Annotated in this window: 21 protein-coding genes; 10 read left to right on the forward strand and 11 right to left on the reverse strand. The window is 69.3% G+C overall.

What is annotated here, in order from left to right; all coding sequences use genetic code 11:
- Positions 1-43 precede the first annotated feature (43 nt).
- The 3 genes from OG430_RS34480 to OG430_RS34490 form a co-directional block, all read right to left on the reverse strand.
- Positions 44-1,678 (reverse strand): extracellular solute-binding protein, encoded by a 1,635-nt coding sequence (locus OG430_RS34480; RefSeq protein WP_327356563.1) that lies wholly within the window; start codon positions 1,676-1,678, stop codon positions 44-46.
- A gap of 87 nt (positions 1,679-1,765) precedes the next feature.
- Positions 1,766-2,629 carry a carbohydrate ABC transporter permease gene (locus OG430_RS34485; protein ID WP_327359345.1) on the reverse strand — a complete coding sequence of 288 codons (864 nt, stop codon included), beginning with the start codon at positions 2,627-2,629 and terminating at the stop codon, positions 1,766-1,768.
- Between the two features lie 35 nt (positions 2,630-2,664).
- Entirely contained in the window at positions 2,665-3,519 is an 855-nt protein-coding gene (locus OG430_RS34490) for an ABC transporter permease (protein WP_327356564.1), read from the reverse strand.
- Positions 3,520-3,870: 351 nt separating this feature from the next.
- Between OG430_RS34490 and OG430_RS34495 the strand changes: the two genes are divergently transcribed.
- Together OG430_RS34495 and OG430_RS34500 are read left to right on the forward strand one after the other, a co-directional pair.
- The gene (locus OG430_RS34495; protein WP_327359346.1) at positions 3,871-4,848 is read left to right on the forward strand and encodes a hydroxyacid dehydrogenase; all 978 of its coding nucleotides are present in this window, start codon (positions 3,871-3,873) and stop codon (positions 4,846-4,848) included.
- 167 nt (positions 4,849-5,015) lie between these two features.
- Positions 5,016-5,435, forward strand: coding sequence for a DUF5990 family protein (locus OG430_RS34500; protein WP_327356565.1), 420 nt, complete (start codon positions 5,016-5,018; stop codon positions 5,433-5,435).
- Here OG430_RS34500 and OG430_RS34505 read toward each other — a convergent pair.
- Positions 5,432-6,076: a DUF305 domain-containing protein gene (locus OG430_RS34505; RefSeq protein WP_327356566.1), complete on the reverse strand. Its 645-nt coding sequence runs from the start codon at positions 6,074-6,076 to the stop codon at positions 5,432-5,434. The genes OG430_RS34500 and OG430_RS34505 overlap by 4 nt on opposite strands.
- The gene (locus OG430_RS34510; RefSeq protein ID WP_327356567.1) at positions 6,073-6,765 is read right to left on the reverse strand and encodes a DUF3105 domain-containing protein; all 693 of its coding nucleotides are present in this window, start codon (positions 6,763-6,765) and stop codon (positions 6,073-6,075) included. Before OG430_RS34510 ends, OG430_RS34505 begins: the two co-directional genes overlap by 4 nt.
- Positions 6,766-6,973: 208 nt before the next feature.
- On the opposite strand from OG430_RS34510, the gene OG430_RS34515 reads away from it, so the two are divergent.
- On the forward strand, positions 6,974-8,335 hold the full coding sequence (locus OG430_RS34515) for a glutamine synthetase family protein (protein WP_327356568.1): 1,362 nt from the start codon (positions 6,974-6,976) through the stop codon (positions 8,333-8,335).
- Between the two features lie 25 nt (positions 8,336-8,360).
- Here OG430_RS34515 and OG430_RS34520 read toward each other — a convergent pair whose 3' ends face one another.
- The 3 genes from OG430_RS34520 to OG430_RS34530 all read right to left on the reverse strand — a co-directional run bounded on the left by OG430_RS34520 (position 8,361) and on the right by OG430_RS34530 (position 9,820).
- A complete protein-coding gene (locus tag OG430_RS34520) occupies positions 8,361-8,792 on the reverse strand; it encodes a VOC family protein (protein ID WP_327359347.1) in 432 nt (143 codons plus the stop codon).
- A 21-nt stretch (positions 8,793-8,813) separates the two neighbouring features.
- Complete coding sequence (locus OG430_RS34525; RefSeq protein WP_327356569.1) at positions 8,814-9,236, reverse strand: VOC family protein; 423 nt, start codon at positions 9,234-9,236, stop codon at positions 8,814-8,816.
- A gap of 74 nt (positions 9,237-9,310) precedes the next feature.
- Entirely contained in the window at positions 9,311-9,820 is a 510-nt protein-coding gene (locus tag OG430_RS34530; protein WP_327356570.1) for a pyridoxamine 5'-phosphate oxidase family protein, read from the reverse strand.
- A 144-nt stretch (positions 9,821-9,964) separates the two neighbouring features.
- On the opposite strand from OG430_RS34530, the gene OG430_RS34535 reads away from it, so the two are divergent.
- Positions 9,965-12,955 carry a bifunctional [glutamine synthetase] adenylyltransferase/[glutamine synthetase]-adenylyl-L-tyrosine phosphorylase gene (locus OG430_RS34535; RefSeq protein ID WP_327356571.1) on the forward strand — a complete coding sequence of 997 codons (2,991 nt, stop codon included), beginning with the start codon at positions 9,965-9,967 and terminating at the stop codon, positions 12,953-12,955.
- Between the two features lie 171 nt (positions 12,956-13,126).
- Here OG430_RS34535 and OG430_RS34540 read toward each other — a convergent pair whose 3' ends face one another.
- The 3 genes from OG430_RS34540 to OG430_RS34550 are packed head-to-tail and all read right to left on the reverse strand — an operon-like array spanning position 13,127 to position 16,804.
- Complete coding sequence (locus OG430_RS34540; RefSeq protein WP_327356572.1) at positions 13,127-13,996, reverse strand: phosphatase PAP2 family protein; 870 nt, start codon at positions 13,994-13,996, stop codon at positions 13,127-13,129.
- Positions 13,997-14,022: 26 nt separating this feature from the next.
- A complete protein-coding gene (locus OG430_RS34545) occupies positions 14,023-15,105 on the reverse strand; it encodes a LacI family DNA-binding transcriptional regulator (protein ID WP_327356573.1) in 1,083 nt (360 codons plus the stop codon).
- Between the two features lie 25 nt (positions 15,106-15,130).
- Positions 15,131-16,804 (reverse strand): glycoside hydrolase family 13 protein, encoded by a 1,674-nt coding sequence (locus OG430_RS34550; protein WP_327356574.1) that lies wholly within the window; start codon positions 16,802-16,804, stop codon positions 15,131-15,133.
- Positions 16,805-17,142: 338 nt separating this feature from the next.
- On the opposite strand from OG430_RS34550, the gene OG430_RS34555 reads away from it, so the two are divergent.
- The 6 genes from OG430_RS34555 to OG430_RS34580 all read left to right on the forward strand — a co-directional run bounded on the left by OG430_RS34555 (position 17,143) and on the right by OG430_RS34580 (position 24,839).
- Positions 17,143-18,417: an extracellular solute-binding protein gene (locus OG430_RS34555; RefSeq protein WP_327356575.1), complete on the forward strand. Its 1,275-nt coding sequence runs from the start codon at positions 17,143-17,145 to the stop codon at positions 18,415-18,417.
- Between the two features lie 116 nt (positions 18,418-18,533).
- Entirely contained in the window at positions 18,534-19,412 is an 879-nt protein-coding gene (locus tag OG430_RS34560) for a carbohydrate ABC transporter permease (protein WP_327359348.1), read from the forward strand.
- Positions 19,413-19,414: 2 nt separating this feature from the next.
- Positions 19,415-20,254, forward strand: coding sequence for a sugar ABC transporter permease (locus OG430_RS34565; RefSeq protein ID WP_327359349.1), 840 nt, complete (start codon positions 19,415-19,417; stop codon positions 20,252-20,254).
- Positions 20,255-20,263: 9 nt separating this feature from the next.
- Entirely contained in the window at positions 20,264-21,901 is a 1,638-nt protein-coding gene (locus tag OG430_RS34570; protein WP_327356576.1) for a glycoside hydrolase family 13 protein, read from the forward strand.
- A complete protein-coding gene (locus OG430_RS34575) occupies positions 21,886-22,980 on the forward strand; it encodes a LacI family DNA-binding transcriptional regulator (RefSeq protein ID WP_442816606.1) in 1,095 nt (364 codons plus the stop codon). Before OG430_RS34570 ends, OG430_RS34575 begins: the two co-directional genes overlap by 16 nt.
- 140 nt (positions 22,981-23,120) lie before the next feature.
- The gene (locus OG430_RS34580) at positions 23,121-24,839 is read left to right on the forward strand and encodes a carbohydrate-binding module family 20 domain-containing protein (protein WP_327356577.1); all 1,719 of its coding nucleotides are present in this window, start codon (positions 23,121-23,123) and stop codon (positions 24,837-24,839) included.
- Positions 24,840-24,845 lie beyond the last annotated feature (6 nt).

Consider the following 24,845-nt stretch of genomic DNA (forward strand, 5'->3'; position numbering starts at 1 on the left):
CGCCTGTACTGATTTCGCGCCCGTGGCGACTTCGTGCCCGCACCTACTTCGCGGCCTCGGCCTCCTCCAGGAATTCATCGAGGGCCTTCTTGCCGCCGAGGGACTGCCACTTGGCGTAGTACGAATCCCAGTCCGCGACCTTCTTGCGGCCCGAGACGACGGCCGTGACACCGTCCTCCAGCGCCTGCTGCATCGCCGCGCCCTGCTTGTTGAACGTCTCCGACTGCAGCCCGAAGCGCGCGTTGGGCTGCAGCAGCGGCACGACCTTCTGCTCCCAGGCGTGCGCCCGCTTGGTGAAGGCGGGGTAGCCGGGGAAGTAGAGGACCTGCGGGGCGTCGGAGAGGTACCGGAACGGCAGGTTGGTGCTGGACTCGACGAGCCCCAGCTCGGTGGGGATCGGGTCGCCGTCCTTGTTGTACGCGAAGTGCGTGCCCTCGACGCCGTAGTGGCTCAGCTCGTACTCCTTGGAGCCGAACGGCGAGGCAAGCCAGTCCAGTACGCGCAGCATCAGCTTGATGCGGTCCTTGGACGTCTTCTTGATGATCGTGTAGCCGAAACAGCCGCGGTTCTGCTCGTACACCGCGCTCGCCCCATCGACCGCGTACGGCTCGGCGATGTCCAGGGTGTAGGCGTCCTTGATGCCCTGCAGGTTGGAGATCGCGGCACCCCAGCCGTCCGTCATCGAGCGGACCGTGCCGTTGTAGAGCTGGGTCTTCAGGTCGACCTGCGAGATCGAGGTGGCGTCCGAGTTGTACGAACCGTCGCCGCGCAGCGTCCGCATGTACTCCAGGGCCGCCTTGAACTGCTCGGTCCCGAACATGTCGGTGAACTTTCCGTCCTTGTACTGGTATTGGTTCGGCGCACCGTGCCACGTGCCGTGGTAGAGGTAGCCGAAGTACGACACCGTAGAGGCGCCGAGCGCGTACTTCTTGCCCTGCGAGGCGTCGTTGGCGACCGCCCGGAAGTCGTCCGCGCTCAACCCCGGCTTGTAGCCCGCCTTGTCGAAGGCCTCCCGGTTGATGAACATCCCGCCCTGCGGCTTCGCGCGCTCCACCGGTACGCCGTAGATCTTTCCGGCGATCCGGCCCATGCCCTCCCAGGCGTACGTCGGGATGGCGGCGAGATTCGGGTAGTCCTTGATGGCGTCCCCGGACAGGTACTCCGACAGGTCGGCGCAGCGGGACTTCACGAACTGCGCCTCCCTCGGGAGTACGTAGCCGCCGCCGATGTTGATGATGTCGGGCAGGTCGTCCCCGGACATCATGGTCGACATCTTGGCCCGGAAGTCGGGGTCGGGCACGACGGTGAACTCGACCTCGACACCCAGGGCTTCGTTGATCGCCTGCCAGTACTTGTTGGAGCCGACCGGCTTCGGCGGGGTGCCGTAAGTGATCGACATGACCTTGATCTTCTGCTTGCCGGTGCCGGGCTTCTCGGCCATCGCCTGGACGAGCTTCTCCGGGTACTTGGTGAAGCCGGCCTGTACGCCCTCGGTGGTCGGGGCCAGGTCGGGCGTCGGGCCCTTGGCCGGGGTGAAGGTCGGCCAGGGCGCCACCTTCTTGCCCTTGTTGCTCACCGAGCCGTCGCTCGAGCCGCCCGCGCAGGCGGTGAGCAGCGAGGGCGCGGCGATCGCGGCACCGCCGACGGCTATGGAGCGCATGAGGGTGCGGCGAGCCATCGGGCGGCCATTCGAACCAGCGGAACCGGAACCGGACACGTCGAAGCCTTTCGGAAGGGGGGAAGTGCTCAGGAAGGAGGTGGAGGCCTAGCTCTTGATGGCGCCGGTGAGCACGCCCTTGGTGAAGTACTTCTGCAGGAAGGGATAGACGAGCAGGATCGGCACGGTCGCGACCACGAGGACGGCCATCTGCATGGTCTGCGGGGCCGACACGTTGCCCGCCTCGCTCAGGCCCGTGTCGGCGATCTGGGCACCGCCCATGACGTACGTACGCAGCACCTGCTGCAGCGGCCAGTGCGTGGACTCCATGTAGATCGAGGCATGGAACCAGGCGTTCCAGTAGCTGCACATGTAGAACAGCCCGACCACCGCGAGCGCGGCCTTGGACAGCGGCAGCACGATCTTGAACAGGATCGCCCAGTCACTCGCCCCGTCGAGCCGCGCGGCCTCGTACAGCTCCTCGGGTATCCCCTGGAAGAAGCCGCGCAGCACCACCAGATTGAAGACGTTGATCAGGACGGGCAGCACCAGGGCCAGATAGCTGTCCACCATTCCCATGCCCTTGACCAGTAGAAATGCCGGGATCATGCCGGGCGGGAAGAGGAAGGTGAACAGGACCAGGACCAGCACGGGCCTGCCGCCGAAGACGCCGGGGCGGCTGAGCGCGTAGGCGAGGAAGGTGGTGCAGGCGAGCGAGGCCAGGGTGCCGAGGACGGTCAGTCCCACGCTGACGCCGAGCGCCTTGGAGACGACGCCGCCCGAAAAGATCTGGTCGTACGCGCGCAGTGTCGGGTCGCTGGGCCACAGGACCCAGCCGCCGTTCGCCACCACCTCGCGGTTGGAGGCGAGCGAGGTCGAGACGATGACCAGGAACGGCACCAGGACCAGGCCGAGCAGGATCACGATGGCCGCGGCCTTCGCCGCCTTGGTGACGGGTTTCGGCCGCTCCATCCAGGCGGGCCGGACGGCGGCTTGGGACTGTGCGCTCACTTGTAGACCCCCTGCTCTCCGAGGCGGTGGGCGACCTTGTTGGCCGCGAAGACGAGGATCACGCCGACCACACCCTTGAACAGGCCCGCAGCCGCGGCGTATCCGGTGTCGCCGCCGACGATGCCCTGCCAGAAGACGAAGGTGTCGAGCACCTCGCCGACCTCCGGGCCGACCGACTGGCGCTGCAGCAGCATCTGCTCGAACCCGGTGGTCAGGATGTCGCCGAGGCGCAGCACGAGCAGCAGGATGATCACCGGCCGGATGCCGGGCAGCGTCACGTGCCAGAAGCGCCGCCAGGGCCCCGCGCCGTCGATCGCGGCGGCCTCGTACTGCTGCTCGTCGACCTGCATCAGCGCCGCGAGGAAGATGATCGTGCCCCAGCCGGCGTCCTTCCAGATCACCTGCGCGACGACCAGTCCGGGGTACGCGTCCGGGTTGCCGATGATGTCGACGGTGTGCAGACCCGCCTGCCCCAGTACCTCGTTGAGGAGTCCGGTGTCGGCGAGCACCTGCTGGAACAGGGCGACGACGATCACCCACGACAGGAAGTGCGGCAGGTACACCACGGACTGGACGAAGCGTTTCGTCAGGTCCGAGGTCAGGCTGTGCAGGAGCAGGGCCAGGGCGATCGGCACCGGGAAGTAGAAGATCAGCTGGAGGACGGCCAGGAAGAGCGTGTTCCCGGTCGCGTGCCAGAAGTCCGGGTCGCTGAACATCCGGTCGAAGTTGTCGAGCCCGACCCAGGGGCTGGCCCACAGCCCGTCGAAGGGCACGTACTCCTTGAACGCCACGACGTTGCCGATGAAGGCGCCGTAGTGGAAGACCAGGAAGTACGCGAGTCCCGGCAGCATGAGCAGCACCAGGACGCGGGTCCGCTGAAACCGTTTCCAGGCCGAATGCGACTGGCCAGCAAGGGGTTTTGTCCCCTTGGGCCCCCTATTGCGCCTGCCCGGCCGCTTCACCACCTCGTCGGCGGTGCGCTCTTTCGTCACCGTGGGCACGGCAGCCCCTCCGTCGTCGGTACAAGGTGCCGGGAAACCTAAAGCGGTTACTGTCGGCGGTCAACCCCCTGGAATCAAAGAGATCTTGGCGTGATCCGGGGTCTTGGCGGCAACGGCTGAGCGCTCTACGGTAACCGGTTACTACGACTCTCTGCGAAAGGTGACGTTGGCGTGGCAGACCGACCGAGCACGGCCCTGGCCATGGGCGCCGACGTGGTGGACCTGGTGCTCCCGCCCGCACTGCGGGAACGGCTCGCGCACTGCACCGAGTTGGCGGCCGAGCCGCTGACCGGGTCGCTCACCTCGGCCCGGGCGCGGGCCGTCCTCGCCGAGACGGAGGTCCTGGTCACCGGCTGGGAGTGCCCGCCGCTCACCGCCGAGGTGCTGTCGTACGCGCCCCGCCTTGGGGCCGTCGTCCACGCGGCCGGCACGGTCAAGCAGCTGGTCACGGACGCGGTGTGGTCGCGCGGCATCGTCGTCTCGTCCGCGGCCGACGCGAACGCGGGCCCCGTCGTCGCTTTCACGCTGGCCGCGATCACCCTCGCCGCGAAGGGCGCGCTCGGCGCTGCCGCGCGGTACGGGTCGGGCTGGGGGCCGTTCGGCCTGCGGGCCGGGCTCGACGGGCGGACGATCGGGATCGTCGGGGCGTCGCGGATCGGGCGGGGGGTGATCGCCGGGCTGCGGTCTTCGCATGCGGATGCGGGGCTTCGGGTGCTGCTGTACGACCCGTACGTGTCGGCTGCGCAGGCCTCGGGGCTCGGCGTCGAGCTGGTGTCGCTTTCCGAGTTGTGCCGGCGCAGCAGCATTGTGAGTGTGCATGCGCCTCAACTGCCGGAGACCCGGGGGTTGTTGAGTGCGTCTTTGCTTGCGCTGATTCCGGATGGGGGTGTGGTGGTCAATACGGCTCGGGGGGCGCTGGTCGACACGGAGGCGCTGACCGCGGAGTGCCGGGCCGGGCGGCTGGACGCGTTCCTCGACGTGACGGATCCCGAGCCTCTGCCCGCTGGGCATGAGCTGTTGTCGTTGCCCAATGTGCTGGTCACGCCGCATGTTGCGGGGGCGCAGGGGAGTGAGGTGCGGCGGCTCGGGGAGTATGCGGTGGCGGAGGTCGAGCGGTATGCGGCCGGGGCTGAGCTTTGGGGGCGGTTGCGGCGGGAGGATCTGGCTCGGCTGGCTTGATTTGTCCCCTCCCCGCCCCTTCCCGAAATCCTGCGGAGCCTTCCGCCCTGCGGGCGGTGTCCTCAAGCGCCGGACGGGCTGATTCATCAGCCCGTCCGGCGCTTGAGGACAGTCTTTGAAGCCGGCGGCAGCCTTACGGGAAGGGGCGGGGAGGGGAGAATGTAGTTATGAGCCACCTGAACATCCGCATCCACGGCCACCACCTCCCGGGACGGACCTGCGGGGAGCACCGCGACATCCACGTCGCCGTACAGCGCGGCAAGGACCCGGAGGGCGAGGTCCCCGGGGACGCCCCCGAGGCCGTATGGGAGTTCGCCGTCGAGCGGGTCGAAAGCCCGGCCGGGGATTTCAAGGGCCCGCACGTCCAGGGCAAGAAGGGCGAGCGCTTCCTGTACCTCACCTGGGGCGAGCACCCGCCGGGCAAGGAATTCGCGATGTTCCGCCGGGCGAAGCTCTTCCTCGACGACATCCCGGAGGAGGTCGCGGCGAGCGGCACGGCCGTCCTGGAGCTGGGCCTCACCGACGCGCACGGCATGCCCCTGTGCGCAGCACAGCGCCCACCCCACATCACCTGGCACAAGGCCTAGCGAGGAGCGGCGCCCCGCTCCTTCAGCAGGTCCGCCATGAGGCCGAGCTCCGACTCCTGCGCCGCGGCCATCCCGGCCGCAAGGCGACGCTCGGTCGGCACCTCGCAGTGCTCCCCGCAGTACTCGGCCATGTGGATCCCACCCTTGTGGTGGTCGGTCATCAGCTGCAGGTAGAGGATCTCGGCCTCCTTGCCCCGCGCCTTGGAAAGGCGGGCGATCTCCGCCTTCGTGGCCATCCCCGGCATCAGCACCCCGCTGCCCCCGGGATCCTCGGATGGGGCCATCCCCATCCAGGACATCGGGGGCTGCGCGGGCGACGCCTTCGGCAGCTCCCACAGGTCGAGCCAGCCGATCAGCATGCCGCGCTGGTTGGCCTGCGTATTGGCGATGTCGTAAGCGAGACGGCGTACGTCCTCGTCGTCCGTACGGTCCCGTACGACGAAGGACATCTCGACGGCCTGCTGATGGTGCACGGCCATGTCCCGGGCGAACCCCGCGTCCACCGAATCGGCAGCAGGAGACGCGGACTTGGCGGGCGCCGGCTTACTCCCGGAGTCGTCCGCGAGGCCGAGGGCGACGCCCCCGCCGGCGGCGAGGAGCACCGCCGCCGCGCAGGCCGAGAGCAAGCCGGCGTGCCTCACTGCGTGATCCCGTTGGTGCAGGCGGCGCCCGGCTCGGGGGTCTGCTTGCCCTGTACGTACTTGGCGAAGAAGGTCTCCACGCGCGGGTCCTTCGCGCTGTCCACGGTGACCTGCTTGCCCCAGGCGCTCAGCATGATCGCGCCCTTCTGCTCCTTGATCGGGCTCATCAGCGAGTAGGGGGTCGCGGCGACCAGCGCCTCCAGCTTCTTCACCTCGCCGGCCGGGGCCTTGTCGTTGTACGTGACCCACACGGCGCCGTGCTCCAGGGAGTGCACCGCGTGCTTGTCGGGGATCGGCTGCTTGTACACGTCGCCGTTGCAGTTCATCCAGGCCTGGTCGTGGTCGCCGCCGACCGGAGGCGTCATCGGGTACTTGCCGACGTTCTGGACGTGGTTGCGGCCCAGCTTCTTCGCGTCCCAGGTCTTCTCGTCCGAGATCGGCCGCTTGGCCGCCAGGTCGCGCTCCTTCTTGTCCTTCGCGTCGGCGGCCTGGGTCTGCTCCTCCTTCTTGTCCTTCTCGTCCTTCTTCGAGATGAGGAGGTAGGAGCCGAAGCCGACGAGCCCCGCGACGACGACCGTGCTGGTCACGATCGCGATGATGCGGTTGCGGCGCTCACGCACGCGCTCGGCCCGGCGCATCTCCTCTATTCGGGCCTTGCGCGCGTTCGAAGCGGACTTGCTGGAACCCATGTCGTGTCCTTCTGCGGAAAGGTACGGCGGACGAGCGGTGGCGGCCGCTGGGCGACCAGTGGACGGCCTGCTGATCGTAGTGGCCACTGGGATGTCGTACGCCAGAAGGGGTGCGTAATCTGGCGGAAACCGCGGACGGTGATACTGAAGCCCGTCGACCGTGCCCAGGCGGTGGTGACCAGGCCGTCTGAACTGCAAGGATGTAGCTATGGACAAGCAGCAGGAGTTCGTGCTTCGGACTCTCGAAGAGCGCGACATCCGCTTCGTGCGCCTGTGGTTCACCGATGTGCTCGGCTTCCTCAAGTCGGTCGCGGTGGCCCCGGCCGAGCTGGAGCAGGCCTTCGACGAAGGCATCGGCTTCGACGGATCGGCGATCGAGGGCTTCGCCCGCGTATACGAATCGGACATGATCGCCAAGCCGGATCCGGGCACCTTCCAGATCCTGCCGTGGCGCGCGGAGGCCCCGGGCACCGCCCGGATGTTCTGCGACATCCTCATGCCGGACGGCTCCCCGTCCTACGCGGATCCGCGCTACGTCCTCAAGCGCGCACTCGCCAAGACCTCGGATCTGGGCTTCACCTTCTACACCCACCCCGAGATCGAGTTCTTCCTGCTGAAGGACAAGCCGCTCGACGGCACCCGGCCGACCCCCGCCGACAACTCCGGCTACTTCGACCACACCCCGCAGAACGTGGGCATGGACTTCCGCCGGCAGGCGATCACCATGCTCGAATCCATGGGCATCTCGGTCGAGTTCAGCCACCACGAGGGCGCCCCGGGCCAGCAGGAGATCGACCTGCGGTACGCGGACGCGCTGTCCACGGCCGACAACATCATGACGTTCCGCCTGGTCATGAAGCAGGTCGCCCTTGAGCAGGGCGTCCAGGCGACCTTCATGCCGAAGCCGTTCTCCGAATACCCGGGCTCCGGCATGCACACCCACCTCTCGCTCTTCGAGGGCGACCGCAACGCGTTCTACGAGTCCGGCGCGGAGTACCAGCTCTCCAAGGTCGGCCGGTCCTTCATCGCGGGCCTGCTCAAGCACGCCGCCGAGATCTCGGCCGTGACCAACCAGTGGGTCAACTCCTACAAGCGCATCTGGGGCGGCTCCGAGCGCACCGCGGGCGCCGGCGGCGAGGCCCCCTCGTACATCTGCTGGGGCCACAACAACCGCTCGGCCCTGATCCGCGTCCCGATGTACAAGCCCGGCAAGACCGGCTCGGCCCGGGTCGAGGTCCGCCAGATCGACTCCGGCTGCAACCCCTACCTCGCGTACGCCGTCCTGCTCGCCGCCGGCCTCAAGGGCATCGAGGAGGGCTACGAGCTCCCGCCCGGCGCCGACGACGACGTGTGGGCGCTCTCCGACGCCGAGCGCCGCGCCATGGGGATCGAGCCGCTGCCCCAGAACCTCGGCGAGGCCATCGCGCTGATGGAGCGCAGCGAGCTGGTCGCCGAGACGCTGGGGGAGCACGTCTACGACTTCTTCCTGCGCAACAAGAAGCAGGAGTGGGAGGAGTACCGCAGCGAGGTCACCGCGTTCGAGCTGCGGAAGAACCTGCCGGTTCTGTAAGGCCGTTACTGCCCGGCAGCCCCCGCTACCGCTCGGCGAGCGGTGCCGGGGCCTGCTGCACGGTCCACCCGTTGCCGTCCGGGTCCTTGAAGAAGCAGAAGGAGTTCCACGTCTCGCCGGGGCCGTCCGTCCACCCTTCGGGGCCGACGTGCTGCACCGGCGAGACGTCCACGCCGCGCTCGGCCAGCGTGGCGCGGGCCGCCGCGATGTCGGTGACGCAGAGCTGGACGCCCTGGAGCGAGCCGGGCGCCATGGTGCTCTGGCCACCGCCGGGGGTCATGCCGCTGGTCAGCGCGAGCGAACAGCGGGAGCCCGGCGGGGTGATCTGGATGATGCGGATGCCCGGGGCGACTTCCTGGTCGAGGTCGACGGTGAAGCCGCAGCCCTTCTCGTAGAAGGTCTTCGCCCGGTCCATGTCGGAGACGGGCACGACCACGACTTCGAGGGTCCATTCCATGAGTTCCATGAGTCGGCTCCCTCAGATCGCGTCGCGCAGCGGCCGGGTCGCCCGCACCCGGTACTCCTGGATGCCCCAGCCGTTGCCGTCCGGGTCCTTGAAGTACAGGAAGGTCCCGCCGTCCTGCTCGGCGTGCACCACCGGGTCGGAGACGTCCAGGCCCCGCTCTGTCAGCTCGGCGTGGGCCTGCTTGATGTCGGCGACGCACAGCTGCAGGCCCTGGTAGGAGCCGGGGGTCGGGATCGGGTCGAGGTTCAGGCCCGCGGCGTTGTTGGTGATCGCTACGGAACAGCCCGAGCCGGGCGGGGTGAGCTGGGCGATGCGGACGCCGGGCATGACCTCGCCGTCGAAGTCGACGTGGAAGCCGACCTTGTCGCGGTAGAACTCCTTGGCGCGGTCCACGTCCGTGACGGGGACGACGATCACTTCGAGGGTGTAGTCCATGACGGGAAACTCCTCAGTCGGATGGTTCGAAGTCGGATGGTTCGAAGTCGGCAGGTTCGAAAGGCTCAGCGCGCTCAGAACGTCCAGCGGGTCTGGCTGAAGGGTCCACCCTTGCCGAATCCCAGCACCTTGCGCGGCGCAACCTCGAAAACCAGGGCGTGGCCCCCCTCGTGCCGGAAGGCTCCGTCACGCGCCTCGTACTTCCAGGCGTCGCCGTACTTCGCGCCCCACGCCCGCGCCAGCGCACGGAGCCGGCCGTCGTCGGTCACGCGGACGGCTGTGCCCTCGACGACCAGGTCGTACCCCTTGTTCCAGGTGTTGGTGCCGGTCGTCAGGGCGACATGCGGATTGCCGGCCAGGTTGAGGGCCTTGCGCTCCTCGGGGCCGGTGCAGAAGTGCAGTGCCTCGTCCGCCCACACCGCGTGCAGCGGCGTGACGTGCGGGCGGCCGTCGGGACGTACGGTCGAGATCCAGTACAGCTCTGCGGCTGCGAGCAAGGACACCGCATCGGGCCAGGGGGTCGCGGTGGCGCCTTCTTCGCTGAAGTCCGGGTCGAGCTCGGCCCTGGGTTCCTCGTCCGGCATGGCGGATCCTCCTGTAGTCGATGGTGCCTGTCGAAGGCAGACCGTGCACAGGCACCGGACTCATCGGTGGCTCCCGTTCCGGTCAGTCCGGCTAGGCTCTGGCCAGGACCTTGATCGCGGGCGAGCAGCACAGGAGGCCCAGGGATGACGTCGCCGGGGCGCAGGAGCAGTACCTTCACGCGGCTGCTGCGGCACGGCTTCACCGATCCCTCCGCCGCCGGGCGGCTCCTGGAGAGCCCCGCGCTGGCCGCCGTCCGCTCCGACCCGGTGCTGCTCGACGCGCTCGGGGCGAGCGCCGATCCGGATCTGGCGCTGCTCGGTCTCGTACGACTCGCGGAAGCGCAGGCGGACGACGCCGAGCGGCGGACCCTCCTGGACACCCTGCTCGCCTCGAAGCCGCTGCGGGACCGGCTGCTCGGCGTGCTCGGCGCGTCCGAGGCGCTCGGCGACCATCTGGCCCGGCATCCGCAGGACTGGCAGGCCCTCGTCACGTACGAGCCGTCCGATCTGCACCCGGGCGTCGAGGAGTTCGAGCTGGGCCTCGCCGAGGCGTCGGATCCGGTGTCGTTGCGGGTCGCCTACCGGCGCTGCCTGTTGTCGATAGCGGCCCGCGACGTGTGCGGCACGACCGATGTCGCCGAGACCGCCGCCGAGCTCGCCGACCTCGCCACCGCGACGCTGCGGGCCGCGCTCGCCCTCGCGCGCGCCGCGGCGCCCGCCGACGACGCGCTGTGCCGGCTCGCGGTGATCGCGATGGGCAAGTGCGGCGGCCACGAGCTCAATTACGTCTCCGACGTGGACGTCATCTTCGTCGGCGAGCCGGTCGACGGGGCCGACGAGAACAAGGCCATGCAGGCCGCGACGCGGCTCGCCTCGCACATGATGCGGATCTGCTCGGAGACCACGGTCGAGGGCACCATCTGGCCGGTCGACGCCAACCTCCGGCCGGAGGGCCGCAACGGACCGCTGGTGCGCACGCTCTCCTCGCACCTCGCCTACTACCAGCGCTGGGCCAAGACCTGGGAGTTCCAGGCCCTGCTCAAGGCCCGCCCGGTGGCCGGCGACCCGGAGCTCGGCGAGGAGTACGTGGAGACCCTCGCGCCCCTGGTGTGGGGGGCCGCCGAGCGCGACAACTTCGTCCCCGACGTGCAGAAGATGCGCCGCCGCGTCGTCGCCACCATCCCCGCCGCCGAGGTGGAGCGCGAGCTCAAGCTCGGTCCCGGCGGTCTGCGGGACGTCGAATTCGCCGTCCAGCTGCTGCAGTTGGTGCACGGACGATCCGATACGTCGCTGCGGAGTGGGTCGACCCTGGAGGCGCTCGGCGCTCTCGCGGCGGGCGGTTATGTGGGCCGCGCGGATGCCGCGCAGCTCGACGAGGCGTACCGCTTCCTGCGCGCCATGGAGCACCGCATCCAGCTGCACCGGCTGCGCCGCACCCACCTCATGCCGGAGGACGAGCGGGACCTGCGCAGGCTCGGCCGCTCGCTCGGCCTGCGCACCGATCCGGTGGCGGAGCTCAACCGGGCCTGGCGGCGGCACGCGTCCGTCGTCCGGCGCCTGCACGAGAAGCTTTTCTACCGGCCGCTGCTCGACGCCGTCGCCCAGCTCGCCCCCGGCGAGACCCGGCTGTCCACGGGCGCGGCCCGCGAACGGCTGGTCGCCCTCGGGTACGCCGACCCCGCCTCGGCCCTGCGCCACCTGGAGGCCCTGGCCTCCGGGGTGTCCCGCAAGGCCGCGATCCAGCGCACGCTGCTTCCGGTGCTGCTCGGCTGGTTCGCGGACTCCGCCGACCCGGACGCGGGCCTCCTCGGCTTCCGCAAGGTGTCCGACGCGCTCGGCAAGACGCCCTGGTACCTGCGGCTCCTCAGGGACGAGGGGGCTGCGGCGGAGAACCTCGCCCGGGTCCTCTCCGCCGGCCGCCTGGCCCCGGACCTGCTCCTGCGTGCCCCCGAGGCGGTGGCGCTGCTCGGCGACCCGCGCGGGCTCGAACCGCGCGACCGGGCCCACCTGGAGCAGGAGGTCCTCTCGGCGGTCGGCCGGGCAACGGGCGCCGAGGCCGCGGTGACGGCGGTGCGCGGGGTGCGGCGGCGCGAGCTGTTCCGCACGGCGGCGGCGGACCTCATCGGCTCGTACGGGACCGAGGACAGCCCCGCCGAGGCTGACCCGGGAGCGTTGGTGGACCGGGTCGGCAGCGCCGTGTCCGACCTGACGGCGGCGACCCTCGCGGGCACGTTGCGGGCGGTCGTACGGGCGGGCTGGGGCGATGAGCTCCCCACCCGGTTCGCGGTCATCGGGATGGGGCGCTTCGGCGGGCATGAGCTGGGCTACGGCTCCGACGCCGACGTGATCTTCGTGCACGAGCCGCGCGAAGGCGTGGACGAGCACGAGGCGACCAAGGCCGCGGCGGGGGTGGTGGCGGAGATGAGCCGCCTCCTCAAGCTGCCCAGCGCGGACCCGCCGCTCCTGATCGACGCCGATCTGCGGCCCGAGGGCAAGAGCGGGCCCCTGGTGCGGACCCTGGCCTCGTACGGCGCGTACTACCGGCGCTGGTCCCACGTCTGGGAGAGCCAGGCCCTGCTGCGGGCCGAGCCCGTTGCCGGGGACCCGGATCTGGGCGCGCGCTTCATCGAGCTGGTCGATCCGCTGCGGTACCCGGCCGAAGGTCTTGGCGATGACGCGGTGCGCGAGATTCGGCGGCTCAAGGCGCGGATGGAGGCGGAGCGGCTGCCCCGGGGGGCCGACCCCACGCTGCACGCGAAGCTCGGGCGGGGTGGGCTGAGCGACGTGGAGTGGGTCGTCCAGCTTCTGCAGCTGCAGCACGGCTGGGTCGAGCCGGGTCTTCGTACGACCCGGACCCGGTCGGCGCTGGCTGCCGCTTGCGCGGCCGAGCTGGTCTCTGTCGAGGACGCGGCGGTGTTGGACGAGGCTTGGGTGCTGGCTACCCGGGTGCGTAATGCGGTCATGCTCGTGCGTGGGCGGGCGGGGGACACGTTCCCTTCGGACGGGCGGGAGCTGGCTGCGGTCGGTCGCTATCTCGGCTATGGCGAGGGCACGGTGGGCGAGATGATCGATGACTATCGGCGTATGACGCGCCGGGCTCGGGCCGTGGTGGAGGCGCTGTTCTACGGGGCTTGATTTGATCCCCTCCCCGCCCCTTCCCGTAAGGCTGCCGCCGGCTTGTGGGGGTGGGGGTGGGTGGGCACCCGTCCGTCACCAATGTCCTCAAGCGCCGGACGGGCTGATTCATCAGCTTGATGAATCAGCCCGTCCGGCAAGGACCGGGGCCCGGGGCGGAGCCCCCGTGAGCTAAGCCCGAACCGGCCGCAACCCCCGCGGAGGCGAATCCGGCACCCATCGCGGCAAGCGATGAGGCAGCGCCCCGTACCACCAAGCCGCCACCGCGAACCCCACCGAGAGGCACAGCACCCCGCCCACCGCGTCCAGCCAGAAGTGGTTGGCCGTGGCGACGATCACGACCAGCGTGGCCACCGGGTAGAGCAGGCCCAGGATGCGCGCCCAGGGCGCCTTGGCGATGGCGAAGATGGTCAGGCCGCACCAAGTGGACCAGCCGATGTGCATCGAGGGCATGGCCGCGTACTGGTTGGTCATGTGCTTGAGGTCGCCCGACGCCATCGAGCCCCAGGTGTGGTGCACCAGGACCGTGTCGATGAAGTCGTGCCCGCCCTCCATCAGCCGCGGCGGGGCCAGCGGGAAGAAGTAGAAGCCGAGCAGGGCGATCCCCGTGGTCACGAAGAGGACCGTGCGGGTGGCGGCGTAGCGGCCGGGATGGCGGCGGTAGACCCAGACGAGGACGCCGATCGTCACGATGAAGTGCAGCGTCGCGTAGTAGTAGTTCATGCCGACGATCAGCCATGTCACCGAATTGACGGCGTGGTTGACGGTCTGCTCGAAGCCGAGGCCTATCGCGTGCTCGGCCCGCCAGATCCAGTCGGCATTGCGCATCGCCTCGGTCTTCTGCTCCGGGACGGCGTTGCGGACCAGCGAGTACAGCCAGTAGCTGACGCCGATCAGGGCCAGCTCGTACCAGATCCGCGGCCTGCGGACGGCACGCATGCGCTGCATCAACGTAGGCGCCGGGCGGCCCTCGGCCTCCTCGACAGTGGGCGACGAGACCGCGGGGCGGCCTTCGGTTGTAGTCACTGTCGTCTCACCCATGAGGAAGGAGTCTGCCAGATGCGTAGCTACGCCCGATCATCCCCTGGTCGGTTCCTGGCCGCATTTTCTCCGACCTTCGGAGGAGTCTTGGCCCTAGGTCCTGAGGCGGTTGAACCCCGGACGACCAGCTCCGGCATGAACACGAATTCGCTGTGCGGGGCAGGGGTGCCACCGATCTCCTCGAGCAGGGTGCGTACGGCCGCCTGACCCATCGCCGGTACCGGCTTGCGGATGGTGGTCAGCGGCGGGTCGGTGAAGGCGATCAGCGGTGAGTCGTCGAAACCGACCACCGAGATGTCGTCCGGGACCTCCAGGCCGCGCTGCCGTGCCGCGCGTATGGCGCCGAGCGCCATCATGTCGCTGGCGCACACGATCGCCGTGCACTGCCGGTCCATGAGCGCGGAGGCCGCGGCCTGGCCGCCTTCGAGGGTGTAGAGCGAGTGCTGTACGAACCGCTCCTCGATGTCCTCGGGAGTCAGTCCCAGGCGGTCCTGCATCGTGCGTACGAAGCCCTCGATCTTTCGCTGTACGGGCACGAAGCGCTTCGGGCCCAGGGCGAGCCCGATCTCCGTGTGACCGAGCGAGACGAGGTGGGTGACGGCGAGCTGCATCGCGGCCCGGTCGTCGGGCGAGATGAACGGGGCCTGCACCTTCGGCGAGAAGCCGTCGACGAGGACGTACGGGACGCCCTGGGCGCGCAGCTGGTCGTAGCGCTGCATGTCGGCGGTGGTGTCGGCGTGCAGGCCCGAGACGAAGATGATGCCGGCGACGCCGCGGTCCACCAGCATCTCGGTCAGCTCGTCCTCCGTGGACCCGCCGGGCGTCTGGGTGGCGAGGACCGGGGTGTAGCCCTGCCGGGTCAGTGCCTGACCGATGACCTGGGCGAGCGCCGGGAAGATCGGGTTGTCCAGCTCGGGGGTGATCAGTCCGACGAGGCCCGCGCTGCGCCGGCGCAGCCGGACGGGGCGTTCGTAGCCGAGGACGTCGAGAGCGGCCAGGACTGATTCGCGGGTGGCGGCGGCCACACCGGGCTTGCCGTTGAGCACGCGGCTGACTGTGGCTTCGCTGACCCCCGCCTGGGCTGCGATGTCGGCAAGCCTCGCGGTCACAGGGGTGGACTGTACCGGGCGCACGTCAGATTGCCCACCACGTGCAGGAATCAGCGGGAATGGGGACCGTGTCCTCCGCTTCGACGGTGGTGGCGGAGGCCAGCAACAGGCGTCCGGGGGTCGGGAGTTGGACCTCCTGTGACGTGGTGTTGAAGACGCAGACGAGGCCCGGGCGGGAGAAGACGAGCACCCCGTCGGGGCCCGGCAGCCACTCCATCCGGCCGTCGCCCAGGCCCGGCAGTTCCCGGCGCAGGGCGAGGGCGGTGCGGTACAGCTCGAGGGTGGAGCCGGGGTCGCCGGTCTGCGCCTCGACGCTCAGGGAGCCCCAGGAGGCGGGCTGCGGGAGCCAGCTGCCGGCCGGTCCGAAGCCGTACGAGTCCCCGTCGGCGGTCCACGGCAGGGGCACCCGGCACCCGTCGCGCAGCCCTTCCTGGCCGGTGCTGCGGAAGAAGGCGGGGTCCTGGCGGGCCTCGTCGGGCAGGTCGGAGACCTCGGGCAGGCCGAGCTCCTCGCCCTGGTAGACGTAGGTGGACCCGGGCAGCGCCAGCATCAGCAGCGCGGCCGCGCGGGCACGGGCGAGGCCCTGTGCGCCGCCGCCGTACCGGGTGGGGTGGCGGATCACGTCGTGGTTGGACAGGACCCAGGTGGTGGGGGCGCCGACCGAGACCGTGGCGGCAAGGGAGGCGTCGATGATCTCCCGCATCCGGGCCGGGTCCCAAGGGCACTTCAGGAAGTGGAAGTTGAAGGCCTGGTGGAGTTCGTCGGGGCGTACGTAGCGGGCGAGGCGGCCGGGGTTGGGGGTGGAGGCCTCGGCGACGGCGATGCGCTCGCCCGGGTAGGAGTCGAGGATCTTGCGCCAGGAGCGGTGGATCTCGTGCACCCCGTCCTGGTCGAAGAAGGGCAGCACCTGGGCGCCGATCAGCTCGACCTGTTTGCGGTGGCCGATGTCCGGAAGGCCGGGCGCCTTGACCATGCCGTGCGCGACGTCGATGCGGAATCCGTCGACGCCGAGGTCCAGCCAGAAGCGCAGGACCGCTTCGAACTCGGCGTGCACCTCGGGGTGTTCCCAGTTGAGGTCGGGCTGCTCGGGGGCGAAGAGGTGCAGGTACCAGTCGCCGGGCGTGCCGTCCGGGTTCGTCGTACGCGTCCACGCGGGGCCACCGAACACCGACTCCCAGTCGTTGGGCGGGAGTTCACCCCCCGAGCCGTCCGACCCCTTGCCGTCCACGTCCTTGCCGGGCCTGAAGTGGTAGAGCTCGCGCAGCGCCGAGCCGGGGCCCTCCTTGAGGGCCCGCTCGAACCACTCGTGCCGGTCCGAGGTGTGGTTCGGGACGATGTCCACGATCACCCGCAGGCCCAGCTCATGGGCGGCGCGCACCAGGTCGTCCGCGTCCTGGAGGTCGCCGAAGAGCGGGTCGACGGCCCGGTAGTCGGCGACGTCGTAGCCGCCGTCGGCCTGCGGGGAGGCGTAGAACGGCGTCAGCCAGACCGCGTCCACGCCGAGTTCGGCGAGATACGGCAGCCGGCCGGTGATCCCGCGCAGATCGCCGATGCCGTCCCCGTCGCTGTCCGCGAAGGAGCGTACGTACACCTGGTAGATGACGGCGTCCCGCCACCAGCCGGTGCTTGCGGAGGCGCTTTCGGTGGCGCTGGAAGGGCTTGCAGCGGTGGTGGCCGTGCGGGCGAGCTCGTGGTTCATGGAGGTACCTCTCGTCAACTAACGAGGTCAACGCGGGTGTGAGCGCCTGGTGACGGTGATGCGACGTTGATCGACGCAGGCTACGGGTGCGCGGACCCGTCCAGTCAACCCTGCTGCAAGACCTTGCGAGAGGACTTTCGGACCGCGGTTGAGTCCCTTTCGGGTAGGTATCACCGAGTTACGAAGGGGTTCCGGCGGCCAACTCCAGACACGTCGATGTAACGATCGCCAACTCTTGCAAGAAGTTTCCGCAAAGTCTTTCGCTCTCCTTTCAACCTTGTTACGTTCCTGCCGAACCCGGCGCCGTCAGGGGGCCCGGATCTGTTGAAGGAGTTCACATGCGGCGTGGCATAGCGGCCACCGCACTGGTTGCGGCCCTTTCCGTGACCATGGCGGCCTGTGGTGGGGACAGCGACGACAGCGGAAAGAAGAGCCCGGGCGGCGAGCTCTCGGGCACCGTGACGTTCTGGGACACCTCGAACGACGCCGAGAAGGCCACGTACAAGGAGCTCGCCGAGGGCTTCGAGAAGAAGCACCCGAAGGTCGACGTCAAGGTCGTCTCGGTCGCCTTCGGCGAGGCCAACGCCAAGTTCAAGAACGCCGCGGGCGGCAACTCCGGCGCCCCCGACGTGATGCGCACCGAGGTCGCCTGGGTCGCGGACTTCGCCAACCTCGGCTACCTCGCCCCGCTCGACGGCACCGCGGCGCTCGACAAGGAGTCGGACTACCTCAAGCAGGCCGCGGCCTCCACCAAGTTCAACGGCAAGACCTACGCGGTCCCGCAGACCATCGACAGCCTGGCGCTCTTCTACAACAAGAAGATGCTCAAGGCCGCCGGCGTCGAGGTGCCCACCACCTTCGACGAGGTGAAGGACGCCGCGAAGAAGATCAAGTCGAAGTCCGGCAAGACCGGCCTCTACCTGCGCGGCGACGACCCGTACTTCTACCTCCCGTACCTGTACGGCGAGGGCGGCGACATGCTCGACACCAAGGCCAAGAAGGTCACCGTCGACGACGAGCCCGGCGCCAAGGCCTTCGCCGTGATGAAGGACCTGGTCGACTCCAAGGCCGCCGTCACCGACGCCTCGGACGGCTACAACAACCAGCTCAACGCCTTCAAGGACGGCGAGGTCGCGATGGCCCTCGACGGGCCGTGGTCGATCGAGGGCGCCCTGGCCGGCAAGCAGTTCAAGGACGACAAGGACAACCTCGGCGTCGCGGCCGTCCCCGGCGGCAGCGTCAAGCAGGCCTCCCCGCAGGGCGGTTGGAACCTGTCGGTGTACGCCGGTTCCGGGAACCTCGACGCCTCCTACGAGTTCGCCAAGTACATGAGCTCCGCCGAGGTCCAGCAGAAGACCACCGAGAAGCTCAGCCTGCTGCCGACGCGCACCTCCGTCTACGACGTGCAGTCCGTCAAGGACAACCAGATGGTCCAGTTCTTCAAGCCGGCCGTCGAGGCCTCGGTGCAGCGCCCCTGGATCCCCGAGGCCAACGCCCTCTTCGAGCCGATCCGGCTGCAGATGGAGAAGGTCCTCAGCGGCAAGGCCAGCCCCGAGGACGCCGCCAAGGGCGTCGGTGACGCGTACCGCAAGCTGCTCAAGGACTACAAGTAACCGTGTCCGTAGTGGCTGAGAAGCAGACTCAAGGGAAGCCGGCCGCCCGCAAGGCGGCCGGCCGGCCCCCGGGGCGCGTGCGCAGAGCCCTGTCCACGCACTGGTACGCCTGGGCCATGGTCGCCCCTGTGGTGACCGTGATCGGCGTCATCATCGGCTACCCGCTGGTGCGCGGCCTGTATCTGTCGACGACCGACGCCAACGAGGCGAACGTCGAGCGCACCATCGGGGTCAACCACATCCCGGCGACGTACAAGTCGGTCGGTGTCGACAACTACACCGCGATCCTCAAGGACGGCGTCTTCTGGGACCGGCTCGGCTGGACGATCGTGTGGACGGTGTCCTGTGTCGCGCTGTCCTTCACCCTCGGGCTGATCCTCGCGAACATGCTCAACCGCAAGATGGCCGGGCGGTCCGTGTACCGGATGGCGCTGATCCTGCCGTGGGCGGTGCCGGCGTTCGTCTCCGTGTTCACCTGGAAGCTGCTCCTCAACGAGAAGAGCGGCCTGCTCAACAAGCTCCTCGCGGGCGGCGGCATCGACGCGGTCCCGTGGCTCAACGACCCGACCTGGGCGAAGCTTTCGGTGATCGCGGTCAATGTCTGGCTCGGCGTCCCCTTCATGCTGGTCGCCATGCTCGGCGGGCTGCAGTCCATTCCGGCCGAGCTGTACGAGGCCGCCGAGATGGACGGCGCGAGCGCCTGGCAGCGCTTTAGGCACATCACGCTGCCGGGGCTGCGGTCGGTGAGCTCGACCGTGATCCTGATCAGCGGGATCTGGACCTTCAACATGTTCCCGGTGATCTTCCTGCTCACCCGGGGCGGGCCCGGTGACGCCACCGAGATCCTGGTGACGTACGCCTACCGGCTGTCCTTCGTCGTCAGCCCACGGGACTTCGCGGGCTCCGCGGCCTGGGGCGTGCTGATTCTGCTGCTGCTCTCGACGATCGCGGTGGCTTACCGACGTGCCCTCCGCAAGCAGGGAGAGGTGTGGTGACCATGTCCAAGATCCGCAAGCGCGGGGAGCGTTCCCGTGCCGCCTCCGTCGGGCTGCATCTGACGCTGCTCCTCGCGAGCGTCATCGCGGTCTTTCCGCCGCTGTGGCTGCTCATCACCTCGCTGAAGCCGAAGGACGAGGCCTTCAACACCGATCTGGTGAAGGACTTCACCTTCAGCAATTACGACCACGTCATCAACGACACCGAGTTCCTGAGCTGGCTCGGCAACTCGCTGATCGTCGTCGGACTGACCACCGTCATCGGTGTCTTCATCTCCGCGACCACCGGGTACGCGGTCAGCCGCTTCAGGTTCCCGGGCATGCGGCCGCTGATGTGGCTGCTGCTGATCACGCAGATGTTCCCGGTCGCGATCCTGATCGTGCCGCTGTACAACCTGCTCGCCAACCTCGGGCTGCTCAACCAGCCGGCCGGCCTCGTCGTCACCTACCTCACCATCGCGGTGCCGTTCTGCGCCTGGATGATGAAGGGCTACTTCGACACCATCCCGGTGCAGATCGACGAGGCGGGGCGGGTCGACGGGCTCAACCCGTTCGGGATCTTCTGGCGGCTGATCCTGCCGCTCGCCAAGCCGGGCCTCGCGGTGACGGGCTTCTACAGCTTCATCACCGGATGGGCCGAAGTGGCGTACGCCTCCGCCTTCATGACCGGCGAGGAGAACCTCACGCTCGCCGGCGGGCTGCAGACCTTCGTCAACCAATACACCAGCGACTGGGGCTCGTTGACCGCCTCGGCCGTGATCGTCGCGGTGCCCGCCGCGGTGATCTTCGGATTCGCCCAGCGTCATCTCGTCTCCGGTCTGACCGCCGGCGCGACGAAGTAAAGGGAGAACATGACTCAGCAGCACTCGGGCTGGTGGCGCGACGCGGTGATCTACCAGGTCTATCCGCGCAGCTTCGCCGACGGCAACGGCGACGGCATGGGAGACCTGGCGGGCATCCGCAGTCGCCTCCCGTACCTCCGTGACCTGGGCGTCGACGCCGTCTGGCTCAGCCCGTTCTATGCGTCCCCGCAGGCCGACGGCGGCTATGACGTCGCCGACTACCGGGCCATCGACCCGATGTTCGGCACGCTCCCCGATGCCGAGGCGCTGGTCCACGACGCCCATGACCTGGGCCTCAGGGTCATCGTCGACGTGGTGCCGAACCATTCGTCGGACCAGCACGAGTGGTTCAAGCGCGCACTCAAGGAGGGCCCAGGGTCGGCGCTGCGCGAGCGCTATCACTTTCTGCCCGGCAAGGGCGCGGACGGTGAACTGCCGCCCAACGACTGGGAGTCCATCTTCGGCGGCCCCGCCTGGACCCGGGTCACCGACCCGGACGGGCAGCCCGGCGACTGGTATCTGCACCTGTTCGCGCCCGAGCAGCCCGACCTCAACTGGGAACACCCGGCGGTCGCCGACGAGTTCCGCTCCATCCTGCGGTTCTGGCTGGACCTCGGCGTCGACGGCTTCCGCGTCGACGTCGCACACGGTCTTGTCAAGGCCGAAGGGCTGCCGGACATCGGCGGGGACGGCGACCAGCTCAAGCTGCTGGGCAACGACGTCATGCCGTTCTTCGACCAGGACGGCGTGCACGAGATCTACCGCAGCTGGCGGCGGATCCTCGACGAGTACCCCGGGGAGCGGATCGCGGTCGCCGAGGCCTGGACGCCGACGGTCGAGCGCACCGCTCATTACGTACGGCCCGACGAGCTGCACCAGGCCTTCAACTTCCAGTACCTGGGCACCCATTGGGACGCCGCAGAGCTGCGCGGTGTCATCGACGTGTCGCTCGGGGCGATGCGGCCGGTGGGAGCGCCGGCCACCTGGGTCCTGTCCAACCACGACGTGACGCGGCATGCGACGCGCTTCGCCAACCCGGCGGGGCTCGGCACGCAGCTGCGCGCGGCAGGGGACCGGGAGTTGGGGCTGCGCAGGGCCCGTGCCGCTACGTTGCTGATGCTGGCGCTGCCCGGATCCGCGTACCTCTACCAGGGCGAGGAGCTGGGCCTGCCGGACGTCACCGATCTGCCGGACGAGGTGCGCCAGGACCCGTCGTTCTGGCGGGCCAGCGGCCAGGACGGGTTCCGCGACGGGTGCCGGGTGCCGATCCCGTGGACCGTCGAGGGCGAGTCGTACGGCTTCGGCGCGGGCGGCAGCTGGCTGCCACAACCCGAGGGGTGGGGCGAGTTGAGCGTCGCGGCGCAGACCGGGGACCCGGACTCGACCCTTGAGCTGTACCGCGGCGCGCTGGCCGTGCGCCGTGCGCATCCCGCGCTGGGTGCGGGGGACGCGGTGAGCTGGCTGGAGGCGCCCGAGGGGGTGCTCGCCTTCGAGCGGCCCGGTGGCTTCGTGTGCACCGCCAACACGACGGATCAGGACGTACGCATCCCCGTCGCCGGACGCCAACTCCTCGGCACCGACCAGGTGTTGGTCGAGGACGGCGAGGCAGTGCTGCCCCCGGACTCCACCGTGTGGTGGGGCGTGTGACGCTGTCCCCCCTGTCGCGGAGAGCTGCCGAGAGCGGCTCTCCGCGGCTCGCGGACATCGCCGCCCAGGCACAGGTCAGTGAGGCCACCGTCAGCCGCGTACTCAACGGCAAGGCGGGCGTGGCGGCCGACACCCGGCAGCGGGTGCTCGCCGCGCTCGACGTCCTCGGGTACGAGCGGCCGCAGCGGCTGCGGCAGCGCAGCGCCGGGCTCATCGGACTGCTGGTCCCCGAGCTGACCAACCCGATCTTCCCGGCGTTCGCCCAGGTCATCGAGCAGGTCCTGGCCGGGCACGGCTACACGCCCGTGCTCTGCACCCAGACGCCGGGCGGCGCCACCGAGGACGAGCTCGTCGAGCAGCTGGAGGCGCGCGGCGTCAACGGCATCGTCTTCCTGTCCGGGCTGCACGCCGACACCCTGGCCGGACCGGAGCGCTATCACCGACTGGCCGAGCGGGGCGTGCCGTTCGTGCTGATCAACGGCTTCAATGAACACATCACCGCGCCGTTCGTGTCGCCCGACGACCACGCGGCGGCCCGCATGGCGGTACGTCACCTCGTCGACCTGGGCCATCGGCGGATCGGGCTCGCGATCGGCCCGACCCGCTATGTGCCCTCGCGGCGCAAGGCCGAGGGGTTCGCGGCCGCGCTGCGCGAGGCGTTCGGTCCGGGTGAGGCCCTCGGGCCGACCGGGCCCGAACCGCTCGTCGAGCGCACGCTGTTCAGCGTCGAGGGCGGGCATGCAGCGGCCGGGCGGCTGCTCGACCAGGGCTGCACGGGCATCGTCTGCGGCAGCGACCTGATGGCGCTCGGGGCGGTGCGTGCCGCCCGGGAGCGGGGGCTCGACGTGCCCCGCGACGTGTCCGTGGTCGGCTTCGACGACTCGCAGCTCATCGCGTTCACCGATCCGCCGCTCACCACCGTGCGGCAGCCGGTGCGGGCGATGGCCGTCGCGGCGGTGGGGGCGCTCCTGGAGGAGATCCACGGGAACCCCGTCCAGCGGACGGAGTTCGTGTTCCAGCCGGAGCTGGTGGTACGGGGGTCCACCGGCTCTGCAATTTCTTTCACCGGTACTCACTGATGTGCGTCGAGGGCCCAAAACCCTTCTGTGTTTAGAGGGTTGACCGTGACCCGGCACGACTCTACGGTCACGACCGCAAGAACTTGCCAAAGTTTGCTGCAAGTTCTCTCACTCTCTGCCTCCCCCCACCCGGAGGAAACATGGCCCGCACAGCCAGAACCCGCACAGCCAGAACCGCCCTCGCCCTGGCCGCAGGCGCGGCATTCGCCCTCACCGGACCCGCCGGAACCAGCCAGGCCGCCCCGCCCGGCGAGAAGGACGTCACCGCCGTCCTCTTCGAGTGGCGCTTCGACTCCGTCGCCAAGGCCTGCACCGGTCAACTCGGCCCGGCAGGCTACGGATACGTCCAGGTCTCACCACCCCAGGAGCACATCCAGGGAAGCCAGTGGTGGACCTCGTACCAGCCCGTCAGCTACAAGATCGCCGGCCGGCTCGGCGACCGCGCCGCCTTCAAGAGCATGGTCGACACCTGCCACGCGGCGGGCGTCAAGGTGGTCGCCGACACGGTGATCAACCACATGGCGGCCGGTGACGGCACCGGCACCGGCGGCACCGCGTACACCAAGTACAACTACCCGGGCACCTACCCGGGTTCGGACATGGACGACTGCCGCTCGCAGATCAACAACTACGGCGACCGCGGCAACGTACAGAACTGCGAACTCGTCGGACTCGCCGACCTGGACACCGGCGAGGACGCCGTACGCGGCAGGATCGCCGGCTATCTGAACGACCTGCTCTCGCTCGGCGTCGACGGCTTCCGCATCGATGCCGCCAAGCACATACCGGCCGCCGACCTGGCCAACATCAAGTCGCGGCTGAGCAGTTCGGGCGTGTACTGGAAGCAGGAGGCGATCTACGGCGGCGGTGAGGCCGTCTCGCCGAGCGAGTACCTCGGCACCGGCGACGTACAGGAATTCCGGTACGCGCGCGGCCTCAAGCAGGTCTTCAACAACGAGAACCTCGCCAACCTGAAGAACTACGGCGAGGGCTGGGGCTTCATGGAGTCCGGCAAGTCCGCGGTCTTCGTCGACAACCACGACACCGAGCGCGGCGGCGACACCCTCAGCTACAAGGACGGCGCCAACTACACCCTGGCCAATGTCTTCATGCTGGCCTGGCCGTACGGCTCCCCGGACGTGCACTCCGGCTACGAGTGGTCGGAGAAGGATGCCGGGCCGCCCAACGGCGGGACGGTGAACGCCTGTTACAGCGACGGCTGGAAGTGCCAGCACGACTGGCGCGAGATCTCCTCGATGGTGGCCTTCCGGAACGCGGCGCGCGGTCAGTCCGTCACGAACTGGTGGGACAACGGCGGCGACCAGATCGCCTTCGGCCGCGGCAGCAAGGCGTACGTCGCGATCAACCACGAGGGCTCCGCGCTGACCCGCACCTTCCAGACGTCGCTGCCAGCCGGTGACTACTGCGACGTGCAGAGCGGCAAGGGCGTGACGGTCGACTCTGCCGGGCAGTTCACGGCCACGCTCGCCGCCCGGACCGCCCTCGCGCTGCACGCGAACGCCCGGACCTGCGGCGGGGGAGGCGGCACCGACCCCGCCCCGGTGACGGCGGGGGCCTCCTTCGCCGTCAACGCCACCACCGTGCTCGGCGAGAACATCTACGTCACCGGCGACAAGGACGGGCTCGGCAACTGGAACACCGGCAGCGCGCTGAAGCTGGACCCGGCGAGCTACCCCGTCTGGAAGCTCGACGTCGCCCTGCCCGCCGGTACGTCGTTCGCGTACAAGTACGTGCGCAAGAACGGTTCGGGCCAGGTGACTTGGGAGTCCGGCGCCAACCGCACGGCGACCGTCCCGGCCTCCGGCAAGGTCACGCTGAACGACACCTGGCGCAGCTGACACCAA

Source organism: Streptomyces sp. NBC_01304, from assembly GCF_035975855.1.
GTDB lineage: Bacteria > Actinomycetota > Actinomycetes > Streptomycetales > Streptomycetaceae > Streptomyces.

Coding starts and splice junctions, on each gene's coding strand:
- OG430_RS34480 (WP_327356563.1), bottom strand. CDS start 1,678: ATGGCTCGCCGCACCCTCATGCGCTCCATAGCCGTCGGCGGTGCCGCG.
- OG430_RS34485 (WP_327359345.1), bottom strand. CDS start 2,629: ATGGAGCGGCCGAAACCCGTCACCAAGGCGGCGAAGGCCGCGGCCATC.
- OG430_RS34490 (WP_327356564.1), bottom strand. CDS start 3,519: ATGCTGCCGGGACTCGCGTACTTCCTGGTCTTCCACTACGGCGCCTTC.
- OG430_RS34495 (WP_327359346.1), top strand. CDS start 3,871: ATGGGCGCCGACGTGGTGGACCTGGTGCTCCCGCCCGCACTGCGGGAA.
- OG430_RS34500 (WP_327356565.1), top strand. CDS start 5,016: ATGAGCCACCTGAACATCCGCATCCACGGCCACCACCTCCCGGGACGG.
- OG430_RS34510 (WP_327356567.1), bottom strand. CDS start 6,765: ATGGGTTCCAGCAAGTCCGCTTCGAACGCGCGCAAGGCCCGAATAGAG.
- OG430_RS34515 (WP_327356568.1), top strand. CDS start 6,974: ATGGACAAGCAGCAGGAGTTCGTGCTTCGGACTCTCGAAGAGCGCGAC.
- OG430_RS34520 (WP_327359347.1), bottom strand. CDS start 8,792: ATGGAATGGACCCTCGAAGTCGTGGTCGTGCCCGTCTCCGACATGGAC.
- OG430_RS34525 (WP_327356569.1), bottom strand. CDS start 9,236: ATGGACTACACCCTCGAAGTGATCGTCGTCCCCGTCACGGACGTGGAC.
- OG430_RS34530 (WP_327356570.1), bottom strand. CDS start 9,820: ATGCCGGACGAGGAACCCAGGGCCGAGCTCGACCCGGACTTCAGCGAA.
- OG430_RS34535 (WP_327356571.1), top strand. CDS start 9,965: ATGACGTCGCCGGGGCGCAGGAGCAGTACCTTCACGCGGCTGCTGCGG.
- OG430_RS34540 (WP_327356572.1), bottom strand. CDS start 13,996: ATGGGTGAGACGACAGTGACTACAACCGAAGGCCGCCCCGCGGTCTCG.
- OG430_RS34550 (WP_327356574.1), bottom strand. CDS start 16,804: ATGAACCACGAGCTCGCCCGCACGGCCACCACCGCTGCAAGCCCTTCC.
- OG430_RS34555 (WP_327356575.1), top strand. CDS start 17,143: ATGCGGCGTGGCATAGCGGCCACCGCACTGGTTGCGGCCCTTTCCGTG.
- OG430_RS34560 (WP_327359348.1), top strand. CDS start 18,534: ATGGTCGCCCCTGTGGTGACCGTGATCGGCGTCATCATCGGCTACCCG.
- OG430_RS34565 (WP_327359349.1), top strand. CDS start 19,415: ATGTCCAAGATCCGCAAGCGCGGGGAGCGTTCCCGTGCCGCCTCCGTC.
- OG430_RS34570 (WP_327356576.1), top strand. CDS start 20,264: ATGACTCAGCAGCACTCGGGCTGGTGGCGCGACGCGGTGATCTACCAG.
- OG430_RS34580 (WP_327356577.1), top strand. CDS start 23,121: ATGGCCCGCACAGCCAGAACCCGCACAGCCAGAACCGCCCTCGCCCTG.